A 17,585-nucleotide genomic window follows, 5' to 3' on the forward strand; every position below is an offset into this window, starting at 1 on the left:
TCGCGCGCGGCGGCTTGCGCTGGTCAGACCGGCCAGAAGATTTCCGTACCGAAGTCCTCGGTTTGATGAAAGCACAAATGGTTAAAAATGCCGTTATTGTGCCAGTCGGCGCCAAGGGCGGTTTTGTGTGCCGCCGCTTACCCGAAAACGGGTCGAGAGAAGCCACACAAGCTGAAGTGATCAACTGCTATATAGATTTTATCGGGGCGATGTTATCACTAAGCGATAATCGGCACGACGACCGTGTCATTCGCCCGCCGTTAACGGTTTGTCACGACGACGAAGATCCCTATCTTGTGGTTGCCGCTGACAAAGGTACCGCGGCATTTTCCGACATTGCCAATGGCGTCTCCAAAGCCTTTGGCTTTTGGATTGGCGACGCCTTTGCTTCAGGCGGGTCGAATGGCTACGACCACAAGAAAATGGGCATTACCGCCAAAGGTGGCTGGGAAGCGGTCAAGCGTCATTTTCGTGAACAGAACAAAGACATCCAACGCGAAGAATTCACCACCGTGGGCATTGGCGATATGGCCGGCGACGTATTTGGCAATGGTATGCTGCTTTCTAAAAAAACCGCCTTAATCGCGGCCTTTAATCATCTGCATATTTTTCTTGATCCGACACCCAATACCGAAGAAAGCTGGAAGGAGCGCAAACGCCTATTTAAACTGCCCCGCTCCAACTGGAGCGATTACGACAAAGTGCTTCTGTCACCCGGCGGTGATATTTACTCCCGAACGCTCAAAAGCATTACACCCAGTGAACAGGCTTGCCGTGCATTAGCCTTGGAAAACCGCGCCTACACTCCCGATGAACTAATTCACCATATTCTGCAAGCGCCGGTCGACTTACTCTGGAACGGCGGTATTGGTACCTACGTAAAAGCAGAAAGTGAAACCCATCAACAGGCCGGAGATCGCGCCAACGACAATCTCCGCGTGAACGGCTCGCAATTACGCTGCAAGGCGGTTGGTGAAGGGGGTAACTTGGGCTTGACCCAAGCTGGGCGCATTGAATATGCCCTGAAAGGTGGACGATGCAATTCCGACTTTATCGACAATTCCGCTGGGGTCGATTCATCAGATAATGAAGTTAATATAAAGATACTTCTTAACGAACTCGTCACCAAACAAACAATAAGCTTTATTGATCGAAATAAACTACTGAAAAGCATGACCAAAGACGTGGAGCGCCAAGTTCTGCGCAATAACTACCTGCAAACTCAGTCTATTAGTATGATTGCCTCACAATCGCCGGAACGCTTAGGTGAACAAGCTGAGCTGATCCGTATATTGGAACGCGACGCCGGACTGGATCGAAAACTCGAATCACTACCCGATGAAAAAACCATTCAGAGTCGCCGCACTGCTGGACTCGGACTCACTCGCCCCGAACTAGCCTGTCTATTGTCTTACTCCAAAATACACATTAACAAAATCTTGTTGGATTCTACTGTTCCCGAAGACCCCTATCTGGCTCAGGAGCTATACCGCTATTTCCCGAAACAATTAGGTGAACGCTACCCCGACGAAATCAGTCAGCACCGCCTGCGCCGAGAGATTATTTGCACGGTGATTACCAATAGCTTGGTAAACCGCATGGGCAATGCCTTTGCCCACCGTTTAAATGACGAGCTCGGCAACAGCTTCGAAGATATCGCTCGCGCGTATACCGTTGCATGTGACCTTTTCGACATTCGCTCACTTTGGGCGGACATTGAAAAACTTGACAACAAAGTGCCCGACGAATTACTAACGCGCATGATGGTTGAAATCCGGCGCCTCGTGAAACATGTCACTCTATGGTTAATCAACAACAAAGAGCAACTAAACAATATTCAGAGCTTAATAAACCGCTACGCTGCAGACATAAAGTTGCTGGGCGACGAAGTTGAACACTATTTGTCTGACGATGAGTTACAACTCATTGAACATCGTATTACTGAGTACTGCAACAGCGGCATTCCACGCCAAGTGGCGCAACGGGTTGTTATGCTCAAAGCCCTATTTGCGAGTCCCGACATCACTTGGCTGAAGGAGCGCACCAGCGTTTCTGCAAAAGTCTTGAGTGAAATCTACTTCAGATTGGCGGAGTCGTTAGAAATAACCTGGGTGCGTCGGCATATCGACAAACTCACAGCCGAGTCCCGCTGGCATGCATTGGCCCGCAACGCCCTGCGTGATGATTTATATCAGCGTCACCGCGACCTCTGCGCCAAAGTAGCCGGCGATATCGACGTGAATGGCCACATCGCAACGGAGCTCGATCACTGGCTGGACGGCAATAATGTCCAAGCTGGGTATTTGAGCAACTTGATTGCAGAGGTTAAAAGTACTCAGCAAGCCGACTACCTAAGCTTATCGGTCATATTGCGGCAGTTGGGACGGCTGTCCGCATAATTGTATACAGCGGTGGAGTTCTGGTTGAATGAGTCAGACACTTTAATAAGAGACAATACCCGTCAATTGTTAAAGTGTCATCACGGGACAGAAACCCAGTTACAAACAGTACTCTAAAGAATTCAAAGAAGAAGCCGTTGCCTTGACTCGAGAACATGTTTACCGCACCGACAGCAGCGGTAGTCCAGAGCCACTAATCGATCGCTTCCCCGAAAAGACCCCAAAACCACAGTATCTAATTGTCAGTACCACTAACGATAGTCACAGCAATCGATGCACTGATACAAATTCGGCAATACCTATCACCGCCAGCAAAGATGCACGGCCGCACTAATTCATGGTTTTGCGCTAGCCCCGAGCCCAGAGCGTCGATACACTAGACCTCCATAAAATCTTGAATGGCCGGATCAGCGCCCTGTGAAAATCAGTCACTACCTATTTGTTGCAGCCGCCGGCGCTAGCCTTACCCTTTCACTCGCACCCTTTGACTGGTGGTGGATAGCCATTATTGCCATGGCCGCCCTCGCTGCCAGCATGAACACGGTCTCAGCAAAGCAGGGCTTTATGCTCAGCTGGTGCTTTGGCAGCGCCAGCTTTGCCACCGGCGTGTCCTGGGTTTTTGTTGCCATGCATGATTTTGGCGAAACCCCCGCGGTGCTGGCCGTGCCCATGACTGCTATATTTTGCATCGGTTTGGGTTTAGTACCCGCGCTCTTCGGCTACGGCTACTGTCGCTGGGTTCGTGATGGTGTTGCTGGCAAGACGCTGGGCTTTGCCGCCATGTGGGTATTATCAGAGTGGCTGCGTAGCTGGGCATTAACTGGTTTTCCATGGCTCTACCTCGGTTATGGGCACCTGCACACCGCCATGGCTGGATGGTCGCCCGTCATTGGTGTCTACGGCCTGAGCTTTTGGGTGGCATTAAGCGGCGCAGCGCTTGCCCACTGCATTACCGCTAAATCCTCAACAAAACGTCAAGGCTATGCCACACTGGCCGGCTGCATCGCCTTATTTGGCTTGGGCTATTCTCTGCAGCAACATGAGTGGACCACAGCCGACACCAAACCACCGCTGCGTATTGGCGCGGTGCAATCCAATATCTCACAAGAAAGAAAATGGGCCTACGACCAGTACTGGGCGACACTTGAGCAGTACGATCTGGCCTCTGAAAAGTTATGGGCAGATTCCGATCTAGTAATTTGGCCAGAGGCCGCCATCCCTGCGCTGTATCACAACGTCACATCTTATTTTGACTATATTGCCGAACGCGCAGCCGCCAACAATAGCGCCCTTATTACTGGTGTCCCCACCAAACTTGATGAAAATATGTATAACTCAGTAATGGTTATCAGCGGCGGCGAAGGGATATATAACAAGCAACGCTTGGTTCCTTTTGGCGAATATGTGCCGCTGGCCCATTACATTCGCGGCCTCATTAAATTCTTTGACCTGCCAATGTCGAGCTTTTCCCGCGGCGGCCCAGATCAGGGGCACCTGCAAGTTAAAGGCTGGCAGCTCGCCCCGTCTATCTGCTACGAAATTGTTTACCCCGACCTGATTGCCCGCAGTGCGCGTGACGCCGACGTACTGTTCACAATAAGTAACGACGCCTGGTTTGGTCGCTCCATTGGTCCCGACCAACATATGCAAATGGCTCAAATGCGCGCCCTAGAAAATGGCCGCGAACTAATTCGTGTCACCAGCACCGGTATCACCGCACTGGTCGATCATCGAGGCAATATACGCACCCGCATTCCCTCGTTCACCGCCACCAACCTAAAAGGCCTAGTACACGCCCGCAGCGGCACCACACCGTTCACGCGTTACGGCTCAACGCCGATTATTCTTTTATGTGCCGCATTGGTGCTTTACGCCAGATTTAAGCGCTATTCAAAACCCGCATAATCAATTTAAAAGTCACGATAGTTAATCAATCTCAGCAGCAGGAATAACAACAGATCTAAAAATGCAGCAATCCAAATAGTGTGATCAGCCCCTTAGCTGTTAGAATAAGCGCCCATAACTTATTCGCCCGCTGTACAGAGAACTGACACCGCCAATGGACCAACATTACGCCCCCCGTGATATCGAGACCTGCGCCCAACAATTTTGGCAGGATCAAAACAGTTTCGCCGCCGTCGAAGACCCCAGCCGTGAAAAATACTATTGCTTGGCGATGTTCCCCTACCCCAGCGGTAAACTGCACATGGGGCATGTTCGCAATTACAGCATTGCAGATGTGATATCGCGCTATCAGCGCATGCTGGGTAAAAACGTCTTACAACCTATGGGTTGGGATGCTTTTGGTTTACCGGCAGAGAACGCGGCAGTAAAAAACAAAACCGCGCCGGCTAAATGGACTGTTGAAAACATCGCCTATATGCGTGATCAGCTCAAACAGCTGGGATTTGCCTACGACTGGAATCGCGAACTAGCCACCTGTAAGCCAGACTACTACCGCTGGGAGCAATGGTTTTTCACCCGTCTTTACGAAAAAGGCATGGTCTACAAAAAAACCTCCGCGGTGAATTGGTGCCCGGTTGACGAAACCGTATTGGCGAACGAACAGGTCATCGATGGCTGCTGCTGGCGCTGCGACACTCAAGTTCAGCGCAAAGAAATCCCTCAGTGGTTTATTAAAATCACCAGCTACGCCGATCAATTGCTTAACGATCTAGACCAGCTAGATGGCTGGCCCGAGCAAGTTAAAACCATGCAGCGCAACTGGATTGGCCGTTCACAAGGCGTACAAATGCGCTTTGATCTTGACGCGCCGATCGCCGGCATCGACAGCTTTGAGGTCTATACCACCCGCCCCGACACCCTCATGGGCGTTACCTACGTGAGCCTGGCAGCAGAGCATCCTATCAGCCTTGAAGTTGCCAAGAACAATCCTGCGCTAGCCACATTTATTGACGAATGCCGCAATAGTTCTGTCGCCGAAGCCGACATGGCCGTCATGGAAAAGAAAGGCATGTTCACCGGCCTAGCCGCGCGCCACCCCATCACTGGCGAATCAGTACAAGTGTGGATCGCCAATTACGTCTTAATGGATTACGGCACCGGTGCCGTCATGGCAGTGCCCGCTCACGATCAGCGGGATTATCAGTTCGCAAAAAAATATGATCTGGCTATCAATCAAGTTATTGCCCCAGAGAATGGCGAAGCCATCAATATTGACGACGGCGCCTTCACCGAGAAAGGCGTACTAATCAATTCTGCCGCTTTTGACGGCTTGAATTTTGAAGACGCATTCACGGCGATTTCTGATGAACTGGTCGCGCAAAACAAAGGCCAGGTCACCACCAACTACCGGCTTCGTGACTGGGGTGTTTCTCGTCAACGTTACTGGGGTGCACCAATCCCCATTTTCAATCTACCTAACGGTGGTGAAATTGCGGTCCCCGCTCACAAGCTGCCTATCCTGCTGCCAGAAGATGTCGAGATGGACGGTGTACAGTCGCCCATTAAAGCCGACCCAGAATGGTGTAAAGACGATCTCGATGGCGTCGCGGTAGAGCGTGAAACCGATACCTTCGATACCTTTATGGAATCGAGCTGGTACTACGCGCGCTTCACCTGCCCCGACTTTGAAGACGGCATGCTTGACCCCGATCGCGCCAATTACTGGCTGCCCGTCGATCAATACGTCGGCGGTATTGAACACGCCATTCTTCACCTCTTATACGCACGCTTTTTCCACAAATTAATGCGTGATGAAGGTCTGCTGGATTCAGACGAGCCCTTCAAACAACTGCTTTGCCAGGGCATGGTATTGAAAGACGGCACCAAAATGTCCAAGTCCAAGGGCAATACTGTCGACCCACAATTCCTGATTGAGCAATACGGTGCAGACACTGTTCGCCTGTTCATCATGTTTGCCGCACCGCCAGAACAAAGTTTGGAATGGTCTGACAGCGCAGTGGAAGGCTCGCACCGTTTCCTTAAACGGCTGTGGAAATTAGCAGCGACCCACCTTGAAGCTGGGAATGCACCCGCGCTTACGCCTGAGAGTTTAACTGGACCGCAGCAAGACCTGCGCCGTAAAACTCACGAGACTATTGCCAAGGTAAGCGATGATTTTGGTCGCCGTCTAACCTTCAATACCGCGATTGCGGCGGTGATGGAATTAATTAATGAGGTGTCTCGCTTCCAAAGTCAAAGCGAGCAATGCATAGCAGTAGAGCGCGAGGCCATAGAAGCCGCAGTGCTTTTACTGGCGCCAATTGTGCCGCATATTAGCCACCAACTTTGGCTCAACCTTGGCCACAGCGATGCGGTTATAGATGCGCCCTGGCCACAAGTAGACGAGGCGGCACTGGTACGCAATACTATAAAAATGGCAGTGCAAGTGAATGGAAAACTGCGAGCGACCATCGAAGTCGCCGCCGATGCCGACGGTGAGAGCATCAAGAAACTGGCTCGGGAGCAGGAAAACGTACAGCGTTTTCTGGCAGATTTAACTATCCGCAAAGAAATTTTTGTTCCTAAAAAACTGGTAAATATCGTTGCTAACTAAGCTGACACTAAAAACGCTCATCGCCGCAGCCTGCCTAATACTGGTTGGCTGCGGTTTTGCACTGCGCGGCGACACCAGCATAGACGTCATGTTGCAACCGATTTATATAAGCAGCGACCGCCCTAGCCAGGAGCTTAGCCTGTCACTAAAACGGCAATTTGCGATTAATGATGTTGCGCTTAGCAAGTACCGTAAGAACGCGAAATTAGTTGTGATTGTAAAACTGCTGGACGAAGACAAACGCAGTGTTGCCATAGATCGCGAAGCCCGCGACGCGGAGTATGCGCTATTCGAATCTGCCAGCATCGAACTGCAAAACCCCGACGGCACTAATCTGCGCGGCCCCCAGACTCTGCAACAACGGCGCCTGATTGTTAACGACCCTGACAACCCCCTTGGTGAAGAAACCGAATCGACCATCGTTCGCGCCGAGATGCGCGAGCAGCTGAGTATTCGCCTCGCTCGCCAAGTCGAATTCTGGTCACATCAAATTCAAGACGGTCGCTAATGCGGATAAGGTCAGAACAACTCGCCGGACAACTCAGCAAGCAGTTACTGACTGCCTACTTAGTGTGTGGCGACGAACTGCTTATTACCCAAGAATGTTGCGACACCATTCGCCAGCACTGCCGAAAAGAAGGTATCAGCGAGCGCGAAGTCCTCAATGTTGATCGCAGCTTTGACTGGGGCCAATTGCTAGACGCCGGCCAATCCATGTCATTATTCGGCGAGCGCAAGCTTATTGAACTCCGCCTTGGCGGCAACAAAATGGATCAGAAAACGTCGGCGGCTCTACAGGAGTATCTGCAGCGCGCCGACGGTAGTAATATTCTATTAGTTAGCTGTGGCAAGCTAGACAGCCGCAGCATGAACAGCAAGTGGGTGAAAGCACTGGACAGCGCCGGCGCCGTTATTCAAGTCTGGCCGATTGATCGCCAACATCTGAATAACTGGATCATGCAGCGCATGCGCAATATTGGTCTGAATGCCGACAACGACGCAGTGCAGCTCTTGGCAGACCGGGTTGAGGGTAATCTACTCGCCGCCGATCAAGAAATTTCTAAACTCAAAATTTTAGCCGGTGATAAAACAATCACCGCTGACATTGTCGCCAATGCCGTTGCCAGCAGCGCTCGCTATGACGTATTTAAGCTAATTGATACCGCACTGGCCGGCAATGCCGGCAATGCCCTGCAAATGCTAAATAGCCTGCAGGCCGAGGGCGGCGAAGACATCGCCATGTTAGGTGCCATCACCCGAGAAATTCGCACCCTCTACCAATGCGCGCAGCAATTGGAACAGGGCGGCGGTGTAGACCGGGTTTTAGATAGCGCCCGGGTATGGGATAAACGCAAGACACTCTACAAAAATGCGCTGCGCCGCTTAAAAAGCGTTCAACTCGGCAAGCTTCTGCAGCTCGCCACACGCATAGATGCTGCGCAAAAAGGCCAGAGCAAGGAAAATGGCAGTGTGTTATTCGCTAATTTAGTCGCACTCTTAGCCGGCCAACAACTCTCCGAGCTCGCTTAACTCCGAGTAAGCTCAGTCAGCACTTCCAGTCATCAAATCAGTAAAACTCTGGATCGACTTCAGAGTCCGAATCCAGAATACGAAACTAAATCTAAAGATCGAAACTTGCAGCCAAAACCTGAAGTCATCCGTAAACTGAGTTTGAGCAGTATCAAGATTATCGCCATGCGCACTGATATCGAAACCCGACTCTCCCGCCGAGGTATTTGTAAAGCCATCTAATTCAGGTGAACCAATGGCAGATTGCTGGCTTTGTTCGCGGAACAATGCGGACTAAAGTTCGATCAATGAACCCAAATCCAAGGCGACATCTTCTCTATCGGCTAGATAGACTTCGGCGACCTTGAAGTTAAGTAGTCGTAAATTAGCTAGGTATTTGATTATGTTTCTATCGAATCCTTTTATGCCGATATTCTATGGCTACTGTAATTTCGATTTCTACAGGCACTATCACTCTTTAGGATATGACACCGGCGTATCTTCAATGAGCCGACTACTACCGCTATTTACCATCAGGGTTTTTATCTTAGTTGACTCCACCCCCGACTCCGCCGCAGAGTCAATATTTTCGGCATAGTAAAATTCTGCTTGGGCGCGCTGATGGGTCACATCCATCAATATAAAACCGTGATTTTTCAGGTCGGTATATTTTATATGTGGATTCACCACCGGCAATACCAAAGACACTAATTCCGCCGCCCCATCGGGAAAGCCGGGAGACGTGACACTGGGCGCCACAAACTCAACACCCAGCGGCTCTTCTAAGACCCCACCCGTGACCACCGCACTACTTTTATAAAGCTCATTCGCCCAGCTGGTGTGAATATCTCCGGTGAGCACCACCAGATTATTAATGCTATTTTCTTCGACAAAATCGAGTATTTCTTCACGTTCTACCGGATAGCCATCCCACTGATCCATATTGACGGCTACCAGCGGGCTGAAATCATTAGTCGGGACGCCCGGCAGCAGACGTTGGATTTCAAGTAATTGCAGTTGCGCAAACATCACCTGCTGGCCAACAAATTTCCATTGCCCTTGGGCGATCCCCAATTTATTTTTAAACCATTCTTTTTGGGTTTGACCCAATAGATCGCGGGGATCGGCACGAGCGGGATCGACAGGATTTTCAAGTTGTTTTACGCGCCCCTCAAGACGCGTATCCAGCATAATAAAATCGGCTAAATCACCGTAGCGGAAGGCGCGGTATATACTGTCTTCGCTGGCCGTTGGCGGCCGAATCGGCATCCACTCAAAATAAGCCTGTATCGCCTGTGCCTTACGCGCTGGCCATTCGCCCTCACCCTCGCTGTGATTTTCTGCCCCGTCCATATAAGAATCGTTTGCTGATTCGTGGTCATCCCAAATAGTAATAAAGGGATGCAGAGCATGCGCGGCTTGAAGATCCACATCTTTGCGGTAGTGAGCGTAGCGGCGACGATAGTCATCAAGCACCAAAATCTCGTGCGGTGGATCGAGCAAGCGCTGCGCATTATCGCCGTATTCACCATCAGCATATTCGTAAATATAATCGCCCAGATGCAAGACAAAATCGAGGTCGGGGCGATTGGCAATCATTCGGTAGACCGAGAAATACCCATGGGGATAGCTACTGCATGAACACACCGCATAACGCAGGCGTTCGGCGTATTGCCCTGGGGTCGGCAGAGTTAGGGCGCGGCCTAGTGGCGACTGGGTATCGCCGACTGAAAAGCGATACCAGTACTGCGTCTCTGACAGCAAACCCGCCGCATCAAACTTAACGGTATAATCTCGTTCGGCACTGGTATTGAATATTTCCGACAGCACAATACGACTAAACTCAGGATCCTCAGAGACCTCGCACAACACGGGGATAAGGCCTTTGGGCGTTTGTGCTGGCGTCACCCGCGTCCATAGAATCACGCGATCATCCAAGGGATCGCCACTCGCCACGCCGTGAATAAACGACACGTCGATATCCGATGTCGAAGGAGTCGATGGTGACGAACTCGAACCGGAATTACTGCTACCGCCGCAGGCGGTCAATATTGGCACTGCGATGGTAGCCGTAGTCACTGTGCGTAAAAAATGGCGTCTCTTCACGGAAAACTCTCTCGTGCTGTCATCAAAAAGTAGGAAAATAATAACCTAGCGGTGTTACAAAGAGATTTCAAAGACAGCACTGTTGCTACTCGTTACGGAGACAAGCTCAACCGTTGAATTAGAGCAGCCTCAGGCAATGTTATTCCAAACTACCCAGTGGCAACAGTTGGCCGAACAGTATGAACTCATCATTGCCAACTTTTTGCGCGCCCAAGCTGTGGCCCATAGTGCTAAAACCAACTACCAATATTTGCTGCTGGAATTTTATGCTGATCCCCGCCCACTACCCAGCCGCAGCTCGAATATTCAACTGGCGCGCTGAACGGCACCAAACTGAACCCAGATCGGCTTAGAGAACTGCAGACTCAGCTCCAACTGCTTTTAGAGAGCTTTTTGTAAAGCTCGGCAGGCTTGGTTTCAGCAAAAACGTGGTCTGCCCCCCCCTAAGCTGCGTATGAGCTGATATGAAAACTCAAAGCGCAAATGATGCCAACCAGCAACATCGCTGGCTAACCGCCGAGCTACGTTCCGATCATGCCGGGGAAACCGGCGCGGTCGCTATTTATGCTGGTATTCTAGCTGTGTCTCGCCACAACGCGGTGCGAGCCTTTGCCCTAAATCACCAAGCTACGGAAAAACGCCACCTGGCACTTATCGAAACAATTTTGCCTGAATCCGAACGCAGCCAACTGCTAACACTGTGGCGCCTTGCGGGTTTTGTTACTGGCGCAATACCCTCGCTGTTTGGCCCCAATGCAGTGTTTGCAACCATTGCTGCGGTGGAGAATTTTGTCGATAGTCACTACCAACAGCAGATTGAGCGTTTGGCTGCTGATGGGTTTCAGCCTCGGGTGCGAGAAATTTTGCAGGCCTGTCGCGAGGATGAACTGCAGCACCGGGACGAAGCTCTTGAATTGCAGACTCACGCCCCGGGTATGATTTTGCGGGTTTGGTGTTGGCTGGTTGATGCCGGCTCCAATATCGCCGTGACATTTGCCCGTTGGGTCTAGGATAAACAATGCCCGAAGGCCCAGAAATTCGTCGTGCCGCAGATGAGATAGCCACTGTTTTGGTTGGCAAGGTGATACAGCGAATTGAGTTTGGTTTGCCGCACCTCAAACACCATGAAGAGATTTTGTGCGGTAGCACAGTGCTCGAGATCGAAACCAGGGGCAAAGCACTGCTCACTCACTTCGATAACGGCCATTCAATCTATTCCCATAACCAGCTCTATGGTCGCTGGTATGTGGTGAAGCGAGACAAGCTCCCCAGCACTGGCCGCTCGCTGCGATTAGCGCTGCATACCAAAACCCACAGCGCACTTTTGTATAGTGCGTCCGAAATTGACGTATTAGATGAAGAAGGCATCAATACGCATCGATTTCTCACCAAGCTGGGCCCCGATATCTTAAATCCAAACTTAACGTGGCGAGAGATAGCAGCCCGCTTAGCCGAGCCACGGTTTAAAAAGCGCAGCCTAGCCGCTCTGTATCTTGATCAGTCTTTTCTGGCGGGAGTGGGTAACTATTTACGCTCTGAAATTCTTTTTGCTGCCGGTACTCACCCCAAAAAGAAGCCACAAGAACTGGAGCGCAAAGTTATCAACCGGCTGGCTCGCAGCACGCTGCTTATTTGCCAGCGAGCCTACGAAACCGGCGGCATTACAAACCCACCTCAGCTGGCAGCGAAACTTAAACTCAGTGGCTTAACACGGGGTCAGTTCCGCCATGGGGTGTTCGGCCGTGACAACCAGGCATGCTACGGCTGCGGTGAAGTCGTGCTCAAAGAAGCGATTTCAGCTCGGCGCATTTATTGGTGCCCACTGTGCCAGTACGAGTAGGTGGACCCCTCGATTGGGCCTGATGTTGACTCGGTATAGAGGTCATTACTCCAACACCTGATCTTGCTTGAAAGTTCCCAAATAAGTAACTATAGTCCCCAAAATGAGAACGTTCAAAAATAACACTATGAGGCAGCTAGCCAGTGCATTATTTACCGAAACTCGCCAACAGGTGTTGGGGATACTCTATGGCCAGCCGGAACGAAGTTTTTTCTTGAGAGAGATTCTTCGTAATAGCGGCATGGGGGTCGGCACAGTCAAGCGAGAGCTTGATAGCCTGTCAGCAGCTGGCATTGTGACTCTACGTAAAAGCGGTAATCAACACCATTACCAGTCAGATTCTGCATGCCCCATCTATAATGAACTTCTTGCCATCATCAACAAAACAGTTGGTCCAGTCGACCGTCTGGCAAGCGCACTTAAACCTTTGACGGATAAAATCGAGACAGCGTTTGTGTCTGACTCACTAGCTAGCGGCAAGAAATCCACAGGCAGCGATATTGATCTGATGATAATCGGCGACGTAAATTTTGAGTTTTTAGTTAAGGCACTGCATTCTAGACAACAGGTATTGGAATGAAAAAGCTCACTATTTTTTCCGCCTGCGTTCTACTATTGGCTTGTAGTAGCAAGCCCATCCCTTTTACTGACTACTTAGTGAAAAACCTATTGCGCGATAATCTTGAAGGACTCGCGACACCGGCTATTTTTGATGTCGAAGATATTGCGGTGAAAACCATCGAAGCCACAGAAACAACAGGCATAGCGACCGCCCACGTGAGGCTGCGCTTCCCCGAAGATTTCGATACCGTAGTGGGCTTGCGCAGATTAGAACCCTACAACGTGACCTACCTGCAATACAAAAGTAGCTTTGGAAAATTTGCTGCAGGAGAAAGCCAAGTCCACTACGCGGAATATAAGTTTGAGCGCCGTGACGGCAAGTGGTTTATTGTGGGCAGCCGCGCTATGTCCCCACCGGAAGTCTTTCCCGCGGCGGGAAGCGCAGCCACCCGAGAATGAGGCCGGGTTTGTGCAATCCGCGTTAAGGTAAAAATAAGCTAGCCTATGAGTTTAGAGAGCCTTGATGAGCGTCTGGCCGGGGGTTTATAAATAGCCATTAAGCCCGACACAAAATTTAGCGAGCTCAGATAAAACGGTGTTAAACTGAGGTCTCAGTTTTTGACCTGCCAATATTCTTCAGCCGCTTCCCCGCTTTTTTCATGCCTCAAGCTGGGTGGCTCAAGAATGACAGACTTGCACTAGAGTTCCTCACTCTAACCAAGTATTACTGTCAGGTGGTTATATCACTGTCACTTTGTGGTTTGTCTATTCCGCTTTCTTAGCCTCCCAGATAACTGCTGAGTTTTTTACAAAGGCCTTTACAGCTCTAACGTCAAACACAGTGAGAGTCTTATGCAACAGTTAACCGATACCGGTAACAATATCGTCAAGGACTTGTCAGGCCGCTATAACTTAAGTCGAGATGCTGTGATTCATATGCTAGTTGCCGTCAACAACGGTGGCAGCTCCATGGCCCAATTTAACTGCCCTGAGCTTGGCGGTTCCGGCCAATGGATGCGCGGTGGAATGACAATGGTAGGCGATATGTTCAACTCCGGCCTAAAGAATACCGTCAATAACCTGTGTGGCGAATTAGCCAACGCACTGGCCAACAACCAAATGTTCCCAGTGATCCCCGCCGGCACACCCGGCAGTCAGAACTGGTGGCCTGGAAATTTGGGCAAGCCCTTTAGTAGTGGCTCACAAAACAATATCCGCTATGCGGTATTCCCCAATCGCTTAGCGATTGAGTTGAATGGCCAAGTGTCGGTATACGACACACTCAATAATAATATTAGCGGCGTCAGCCAGCAACAGGGTGGCAATACCTCACTCACTTTTAGCACTCAGTTTGGCACCATCGCCGTGAGTAGTTTGCCATTAATTTCCGGCCCCGGTATTGCACCCGCACCGCAAACTAATTTTGCCTCGCCAACGCCGCAAAAACCCGCGCCCGCATACCATGAACAAACTCCCAGCAACAATGCGTCACGGGTAAATTCGTCGTCATCGGCAGACACTCAGACCATCCTTGGATTAATAGAAAAATTGGCGCACTTACGCGATGCTGGCGCCTTAACCGAAGATGAGTTTAATACCAAAAAACGCGAATTACTTGGCCGGCTTTAAGACTGCATAGCGCCCTATATAAATAATTTATGTCGCTGCCAAAATTATAGCGGCAGCGACATTATATTTTGTACCAAGCTAGCTAGTAGTGACTGCCCAACTGCACCCAAGGCTTTTTACCTTCTTGGTGGTAGACGGTGAATCGAGTAAGCGCTGCATAGGGAACACTTAAGCGGGTCATCGCAGCCATCGGCATACCCAGCCAATGACAAATCATCACTCGAATGACGACGCCATGCGCAACCAACAATACCGATTGACCTTGATACTGACGGGTAATAGCGTCGAGTTCGGTACTAATGCGCTGACAAAAGTCAGGCATGGTCTCGCCATTTGGGGGGCTCGCATCGGCGGGCGACGCCCAAAAGTCAGACCACTCCTGCGGAAAACGTTGCCGGGCAACGTTATGCGCCAAACCTTCCCAATCGCCAAAGTGTATTTCTCGCAGATCGTCACGAACTGCCAAGGGCGTATTGCGCTCTGCCGCCAGCATCTCTGCAAAACGCTGGCACCGCTGTAGTGGCGAGCTTACAATATTATGCCAGCCAGCATCGCCAATAGTCGCTACCTTGTCGCGCATTTGCTGCCAGCCAAGATCGCTGAGCGCAACCTCGGTACTGCCACGAAAGATCTCGCCACCTTCGCAAGCTCCGTGACGTAACAAGTCAATTTTAGTTGTTATTACCTTGGCCATAGCGGCATTCCTACTTTAATTAACGCCTCGGCTAACGCCGGCTTGTTCAAAACTCGCCATTTCTTTTTGTAGACGACAGGCCGCCTGCATAATTGGCAGGGCCAGGGCCGCACCGCTGCCCTCGCCTAATCGCATATCCAATTGCAGCAGCGGTTCAGCTTCCATTTTATTCAGTAGGCGACCATGGCCGGGTTCTGACGAGCAGTGTGAGAAAAATAACCACGGCCGAATTGAGGGATTGATCCGCACCGCCGACATCGCCGCCGCTGTGCATATATAGCCATCGACCAATACCGCTATACCCTTCTGCGCGGCGCGAATATACGCGCCAGCCAAGGCACTAATTTCGTAACCGCCAATGCGACGCATCACTTCCATGCCATTTTTCATATGCGGTAAATGCCGCGACATAGCGCGGGTCACCACCGCTGATTTTTTCGCCAACATTTGGTCGCTAATACCGGTGCCGCGCCCTACCATGGCCGTTGCTGACAAACGGGTATGGGCCACCGCCAGCGCGGCCGCCGAAGTGCTATTACCAATACCCATCTCACCACCAATAAAGATGTCAATATCGCCGGCTTGATCAATAATATCGCGGCCGACGGCCATGGCTTCCTGGCATTGGTCCAAGGTCATGGCTTCGGTAACGCACATATTCTGGGTGCCGGCACCAACGCGCATATCTAACACATTAGGCAGATCTTCCAGTGCGTAGACCGTGCCAACGTTAATCACTTTAAAATCGACGCCCATAGCCTTAGCCAAAACACTAATCGCCGCGCCGCCGCTGGAAAAATTGCGCACCATTTCCGAAGTCACCGACTGCGGATAGGCAGAGACATCCTCTGTGGTCACACCATGATCACCGGCAAAAACAGCGATCAAGGCTTTATCAACATGGGGCTCCAGTGTTCGCTGGACGGCGGAGAGTTGAATGGCGACATCTTCAAGTCGACCTAGGGAGCCCAGCGGCTTGGTTAAACTTGCCTGCCGCGCCTGCGCCGCAACGCGAAATTCTTCGTCAGCTTCTGGTGCTAACTCCTCATACCAATGTGACATACTCTATCCTTTCAGTACTTGCTCTAAACCCGCGGTAACCAGCACGACCCTATCTGCCATAGCGGCGAGGTCCTGATGCAAGCGTCCCGATTCATCGACAAATTGCCGACTTGATGATGCCAGTGGCACAATTCTCTGCCCCACCTCGTTACTCACTAATACAATATGACCGTCGGCCTGTCGCAACACCTAATAGAACGCATCGCGCACATTATGCCAATGCGACAAATCATCTTTCATCAGCCAAATGCTCAACCACAGTGTTAAGCAGTCCACCAATATTACGGGTCTGTGCCGGCATGACTGCGACTGGCAGCTACCAGCTCTTCTGACACTTCTAATGTTTGCCAGCCATCATCTCGCCGCTGATGCTGATGATGAGCAATACGCGCCGTTATTTCCTCGTCACCCGCTGTGGCGGTAGCAATATAAATTCGCTGAACATAGCTTACCGACTCACAAATTCGGCGCTCAACCAAACCACTTTTACCCGACCGCGCACCACCAAGATACAGTTCCAGCACTGCCACGCTCACCATAGACAACTATCAATACTGCCACCTTGAGGTGATCTGACGTATAGTAAGTCGCTTATTCTACAAGACGGGCCACAGCAGAGGGAAATATGGGACATAGATTATCGAAGATTTATACTCGCACCGGCGATGACGGCACCACCGGGCTCGGTGATGGCTCGCGTATCGACAAAGATCATAATCGCATGGAAAGCATCGGCACAGTCGACGAACTCAACTCCTTTCTTGGCTTGTTAATGGCGGAACTGCCCTCAGACGATGCCTATATGCCCTTATTGGCGCGTATTCAACACGATCTATTTGACCTCGGTGGCGAACTTGCCGTACCCGGCTATACCATGATTAGCGCCGAACGTATTGGCGAACTAGAAAGCAGCTTAGATACCTTAAACGAAGACTTACCGCCCTTGAAAAACTTCATTCTGCCCGGTGGCAATAAACCCGCAGCCCTATGCCATATCGCCAGATCAGTATGTCGGCGCGCTGAACGCTGCCTAGTTGCACTGAACAAAACGGATGAGGTTAATGCGACTGGCCGCCAATACTTAAATAGACTGTCAGACTTTTTGTTTGTTATGGCCAGACTGCTAGCGCGCCGCAATGGCAGTCAAGAAGTGCTGTGGCTGCAGGCCGATAAACGATAAGCCAAACCATTTTACAGTCTTGTTTTCATTGCGCCGCTCGTGAAAACAAGACTTAAGGTAACAAACTTAATTAAATCGAGCCGCGT

General features: G+C 50.8%; 17 protein-coding genes. 12 read left to right on the plus strand and 5 right to left on the minus strand.

Annotation, left to right across the window (positions count from 1 at the left end; all coding sequences use genetic code 11):
* The 5 genes from ACI955_RS06815 to holA form a co-directional block, all read left to right on the plus strand.
* Positions 1–2,399: NAD-glutamate dehydrogenase domain-containing protein (locus ACI955_RS06815; RefSeq protein ID WP_415242986.1), on the plus strand; the 2,399-nt coding region annotated here is incomplete at its 5' end.
* Positions 2,400–2,816: 417 nt separating this feature from the next.
* On the plus strand, positions 2,817–4,304 hold the full coding sequence (lnt, locus tag ACI955_RS06820; RefSeq protein ID WP_415242987.1) for an apolipoprotein N-acyltransferase: 1,488 nt from the start codon (positions 2,817–2,819) through the stop codon (positions 4,302–4,304).
* A 154-nt stretch (positions 4,305–4,458) separates the two neighbouring features.
* Positions 4,459–6,918, plus strand: coding sequence for a leucine--tRNA ligase (leuS, locus tag ACI955_RS06825; protein WP_415242988.1), 2,460 nt, complete (start codon positions 4,459–4,461; stop codon positions 6,916–6,918).
* Entirely contained in the window at positions 6,908–7,426 is a 519-nt protein-coding gene (gene lptE, locus ACI955_RS06830) for an LPS assembly lipoprotein LptE (protein ID WP_415242989.1), read from the plus strand. The genes leuS and lptE overlap by 11 nt, the downstream gene beginning before the upstream one ends.
* Entirely contained in the window at positions 7,426–8,448 is a 1,023-nt protein-coding gene (gene holA, locus ACI955_RS06835; protein ID WP_415242990.1) for a DNA polymerase III subunit delta, read from the plus strand. Before lptE ends, holA begins: the two co-directional genes overlap by 1 nt.
* A 450-nt stretch (positions 8,449–8,898) precedes the next feature.
* On the opposite strand, the gene ACI955_RS06840 is transcribed toward holA, so the two are convergent.
* Positions 8,899–10,533, minus strand: a complete 1,635-nt coding sequence (locus ACI955_RS06840; RefSeq protein ID WP_415242991.1) for an alkaline phosphatase D family protein — start codon at positions 10,531–10,533, stop codon at positions 8,899–8,901.
* An 82-nt stretch (positions 10,534–10,615) separates the two neighbouring features.
* On the opposite strand from ACI955_RS06840, the gene ACI955_RS06845 reads away from it, so the two are divergent.
* From ACI955_RS06845 to ACI955_RS06870, 6 genes are all read left to right on the plus strand, one after another.
* Entirely contained in the window at positions 10,616–10,855 is a 240-nt protein-coding gene (locus tag ACI955_RS06845; RefSeq protein ID WP_415242992.1) for a hypothetical protein, read from the plus strand.
* A gap of 142 nt (positions 10,856–10,997) precedes the next feature.
* On the plus strand, positions 10,998–11,543 hold the full coding sequence (locus ACI955_RS06850) for a demethoxyubiquinone hydroxylase family protein (protein ID WP_415242993.1): 546 nt from the start codon (positions 10,998–11,000) through the stop codon (positions 11,541–11,543).
* A gap of 8 nt (positions 11,544–11,551) precedes the next feature.
* On the plus strand, positions 11,552–12,373 hold the full coding sequence (nei, locus tag ACI955_RS06855) for an endonuclease VIII (RefSeq protein WP_415242994.1): 822 nt from the start codon (positions 11,552–11,554) through the stop codon (positions 12,371–12,373).
* Between the two features lie 103 nt (positions 12,374–12,476).
* Entirely contained in the window at positions 12,477–12,953 is a 477-nt protein-coding gene (locus ACI955_RS06860) for a hypothetical protein (protein ID WP_415242995.1), read from the plus strand.
* Positions 12,950–13,393 carry a hypothetical protein gene (locus ACI955_RS06865; RefSeq protein ID WP_415242996.1) on the plus strand — a complete coding sequence of 148 codons (444 nt, stop codon included), beginning with the start codon at positions 12,950–12,952 and terminating at the stop codon, positions 13,391–13,393. Before ACI955_RS06860 ends, ACI955_RS06865 begins: the two co-directional genes overlap by 4 nt.
* Positions 13,394–13,786: 393 nt before the next feature.
* Complete coding sequence (locus ACI955_RS06870; RefSeq protein ID WP_415242997.1) at positions 13,787–14,563, plus strand: SHOCT domain-containing protein; 777 nt, start codon at positions 13,787–13,789, stop codon at positions 14,561–14,563.
* An 82-nt stretch (positions 14,564–14,645) separates the two neighbouring features.
* On the opposite strand, the gene ACI955_RS06875 is transcribed toward ACI955_RS06870, so the two are convergent.
* The 4 genes from ACI955_RS06875 to ACI955_RS06890 all read right to left on the minus strand — a co-directional run bounded on the left by ACI955_RS06875 (position 14,646) and on the right by ACI955_RS06890 (position 16,858).
* Positions 14,646–15,257 (minus strand): histidine phosphatase family protein, encoded by a 612-nt coding sequence (locus ACI955_RS06875; protein WP_415242998.1) that lies wholly within the window; start codon positions 15,255–15,257, stop codon positions 14,646–14,648.
* A gap of 15 nt (positions 15,258–15,272) precedes the next feature.
* Positions 15,273–16,319 carry a nicotinate-nucleotide--dimethylbenzimidazole phosphoribosyltransferase gene (gene cobT / locus ACI955_RS06880; RefSeq protein WP_415242999.1) on the minus strand — a complete coding sequence of 349 codons (1,047 nt, stop codon included), beginning with the start codon at positions 16,317–16,319 and terminating at the stop codon, positions 15,273–15,275.
* Positions 16,320–16,322: 3 nt separating this feature from the next.
* Positions 16,323–16,508, minus strand: coding sequence for a bifunctional adenosylcobinamide kinase/adenosylcobinamide-phosphate guanylyltransferase (locus ACI955_RS06885; protein ID WP_415243000.1), 186 nt, complete (start codon positions 16,506–16,508; stop codon positions 16,323–16,325).
* A gap of 92 nt (positions 16,509–16,600) precedes the next feature.
* Entirely contained in the window at positions 16,601–16,858 is a 258-nt protein-coding gene (locus tag ACI955_RS06890) for a bifunctional adenosylcobinamide kinase/adenosylcobinamide-phosphate guanylyltransferase (protein ID WP_415243001.1), read from the minus strand.
* An 86-nt stretch (positions 16,859–16,944) separates the two neighbouring features.
* Here ACI955_RS06890 and ACI955_RS06895 point away from each other — a divergent pair, with 86 nt between their 5' ends.
* A complete protein-coding gene (locus ACI955_RS06895; RefSeq protein WP_415243002.1) occupies positions 16,945–17,499 on the plus strand; it encodes a cob(I)yrinic acid a,c-diamide adenosyltransferase in 555 nt (184 codons plus the stop codon).
* Positions 17,500–17,585: the final 86 nt, after the last annotated feature.

The organism is Zhongshania sp. (assembly GCF_047636175.1).
Classification (GTDB): domain Bacteria; phylum Pseudomonadota; class Gammaproteobacteria; order Pseudomonadales; family Spongiibacteraceae; genus Spongiibacter.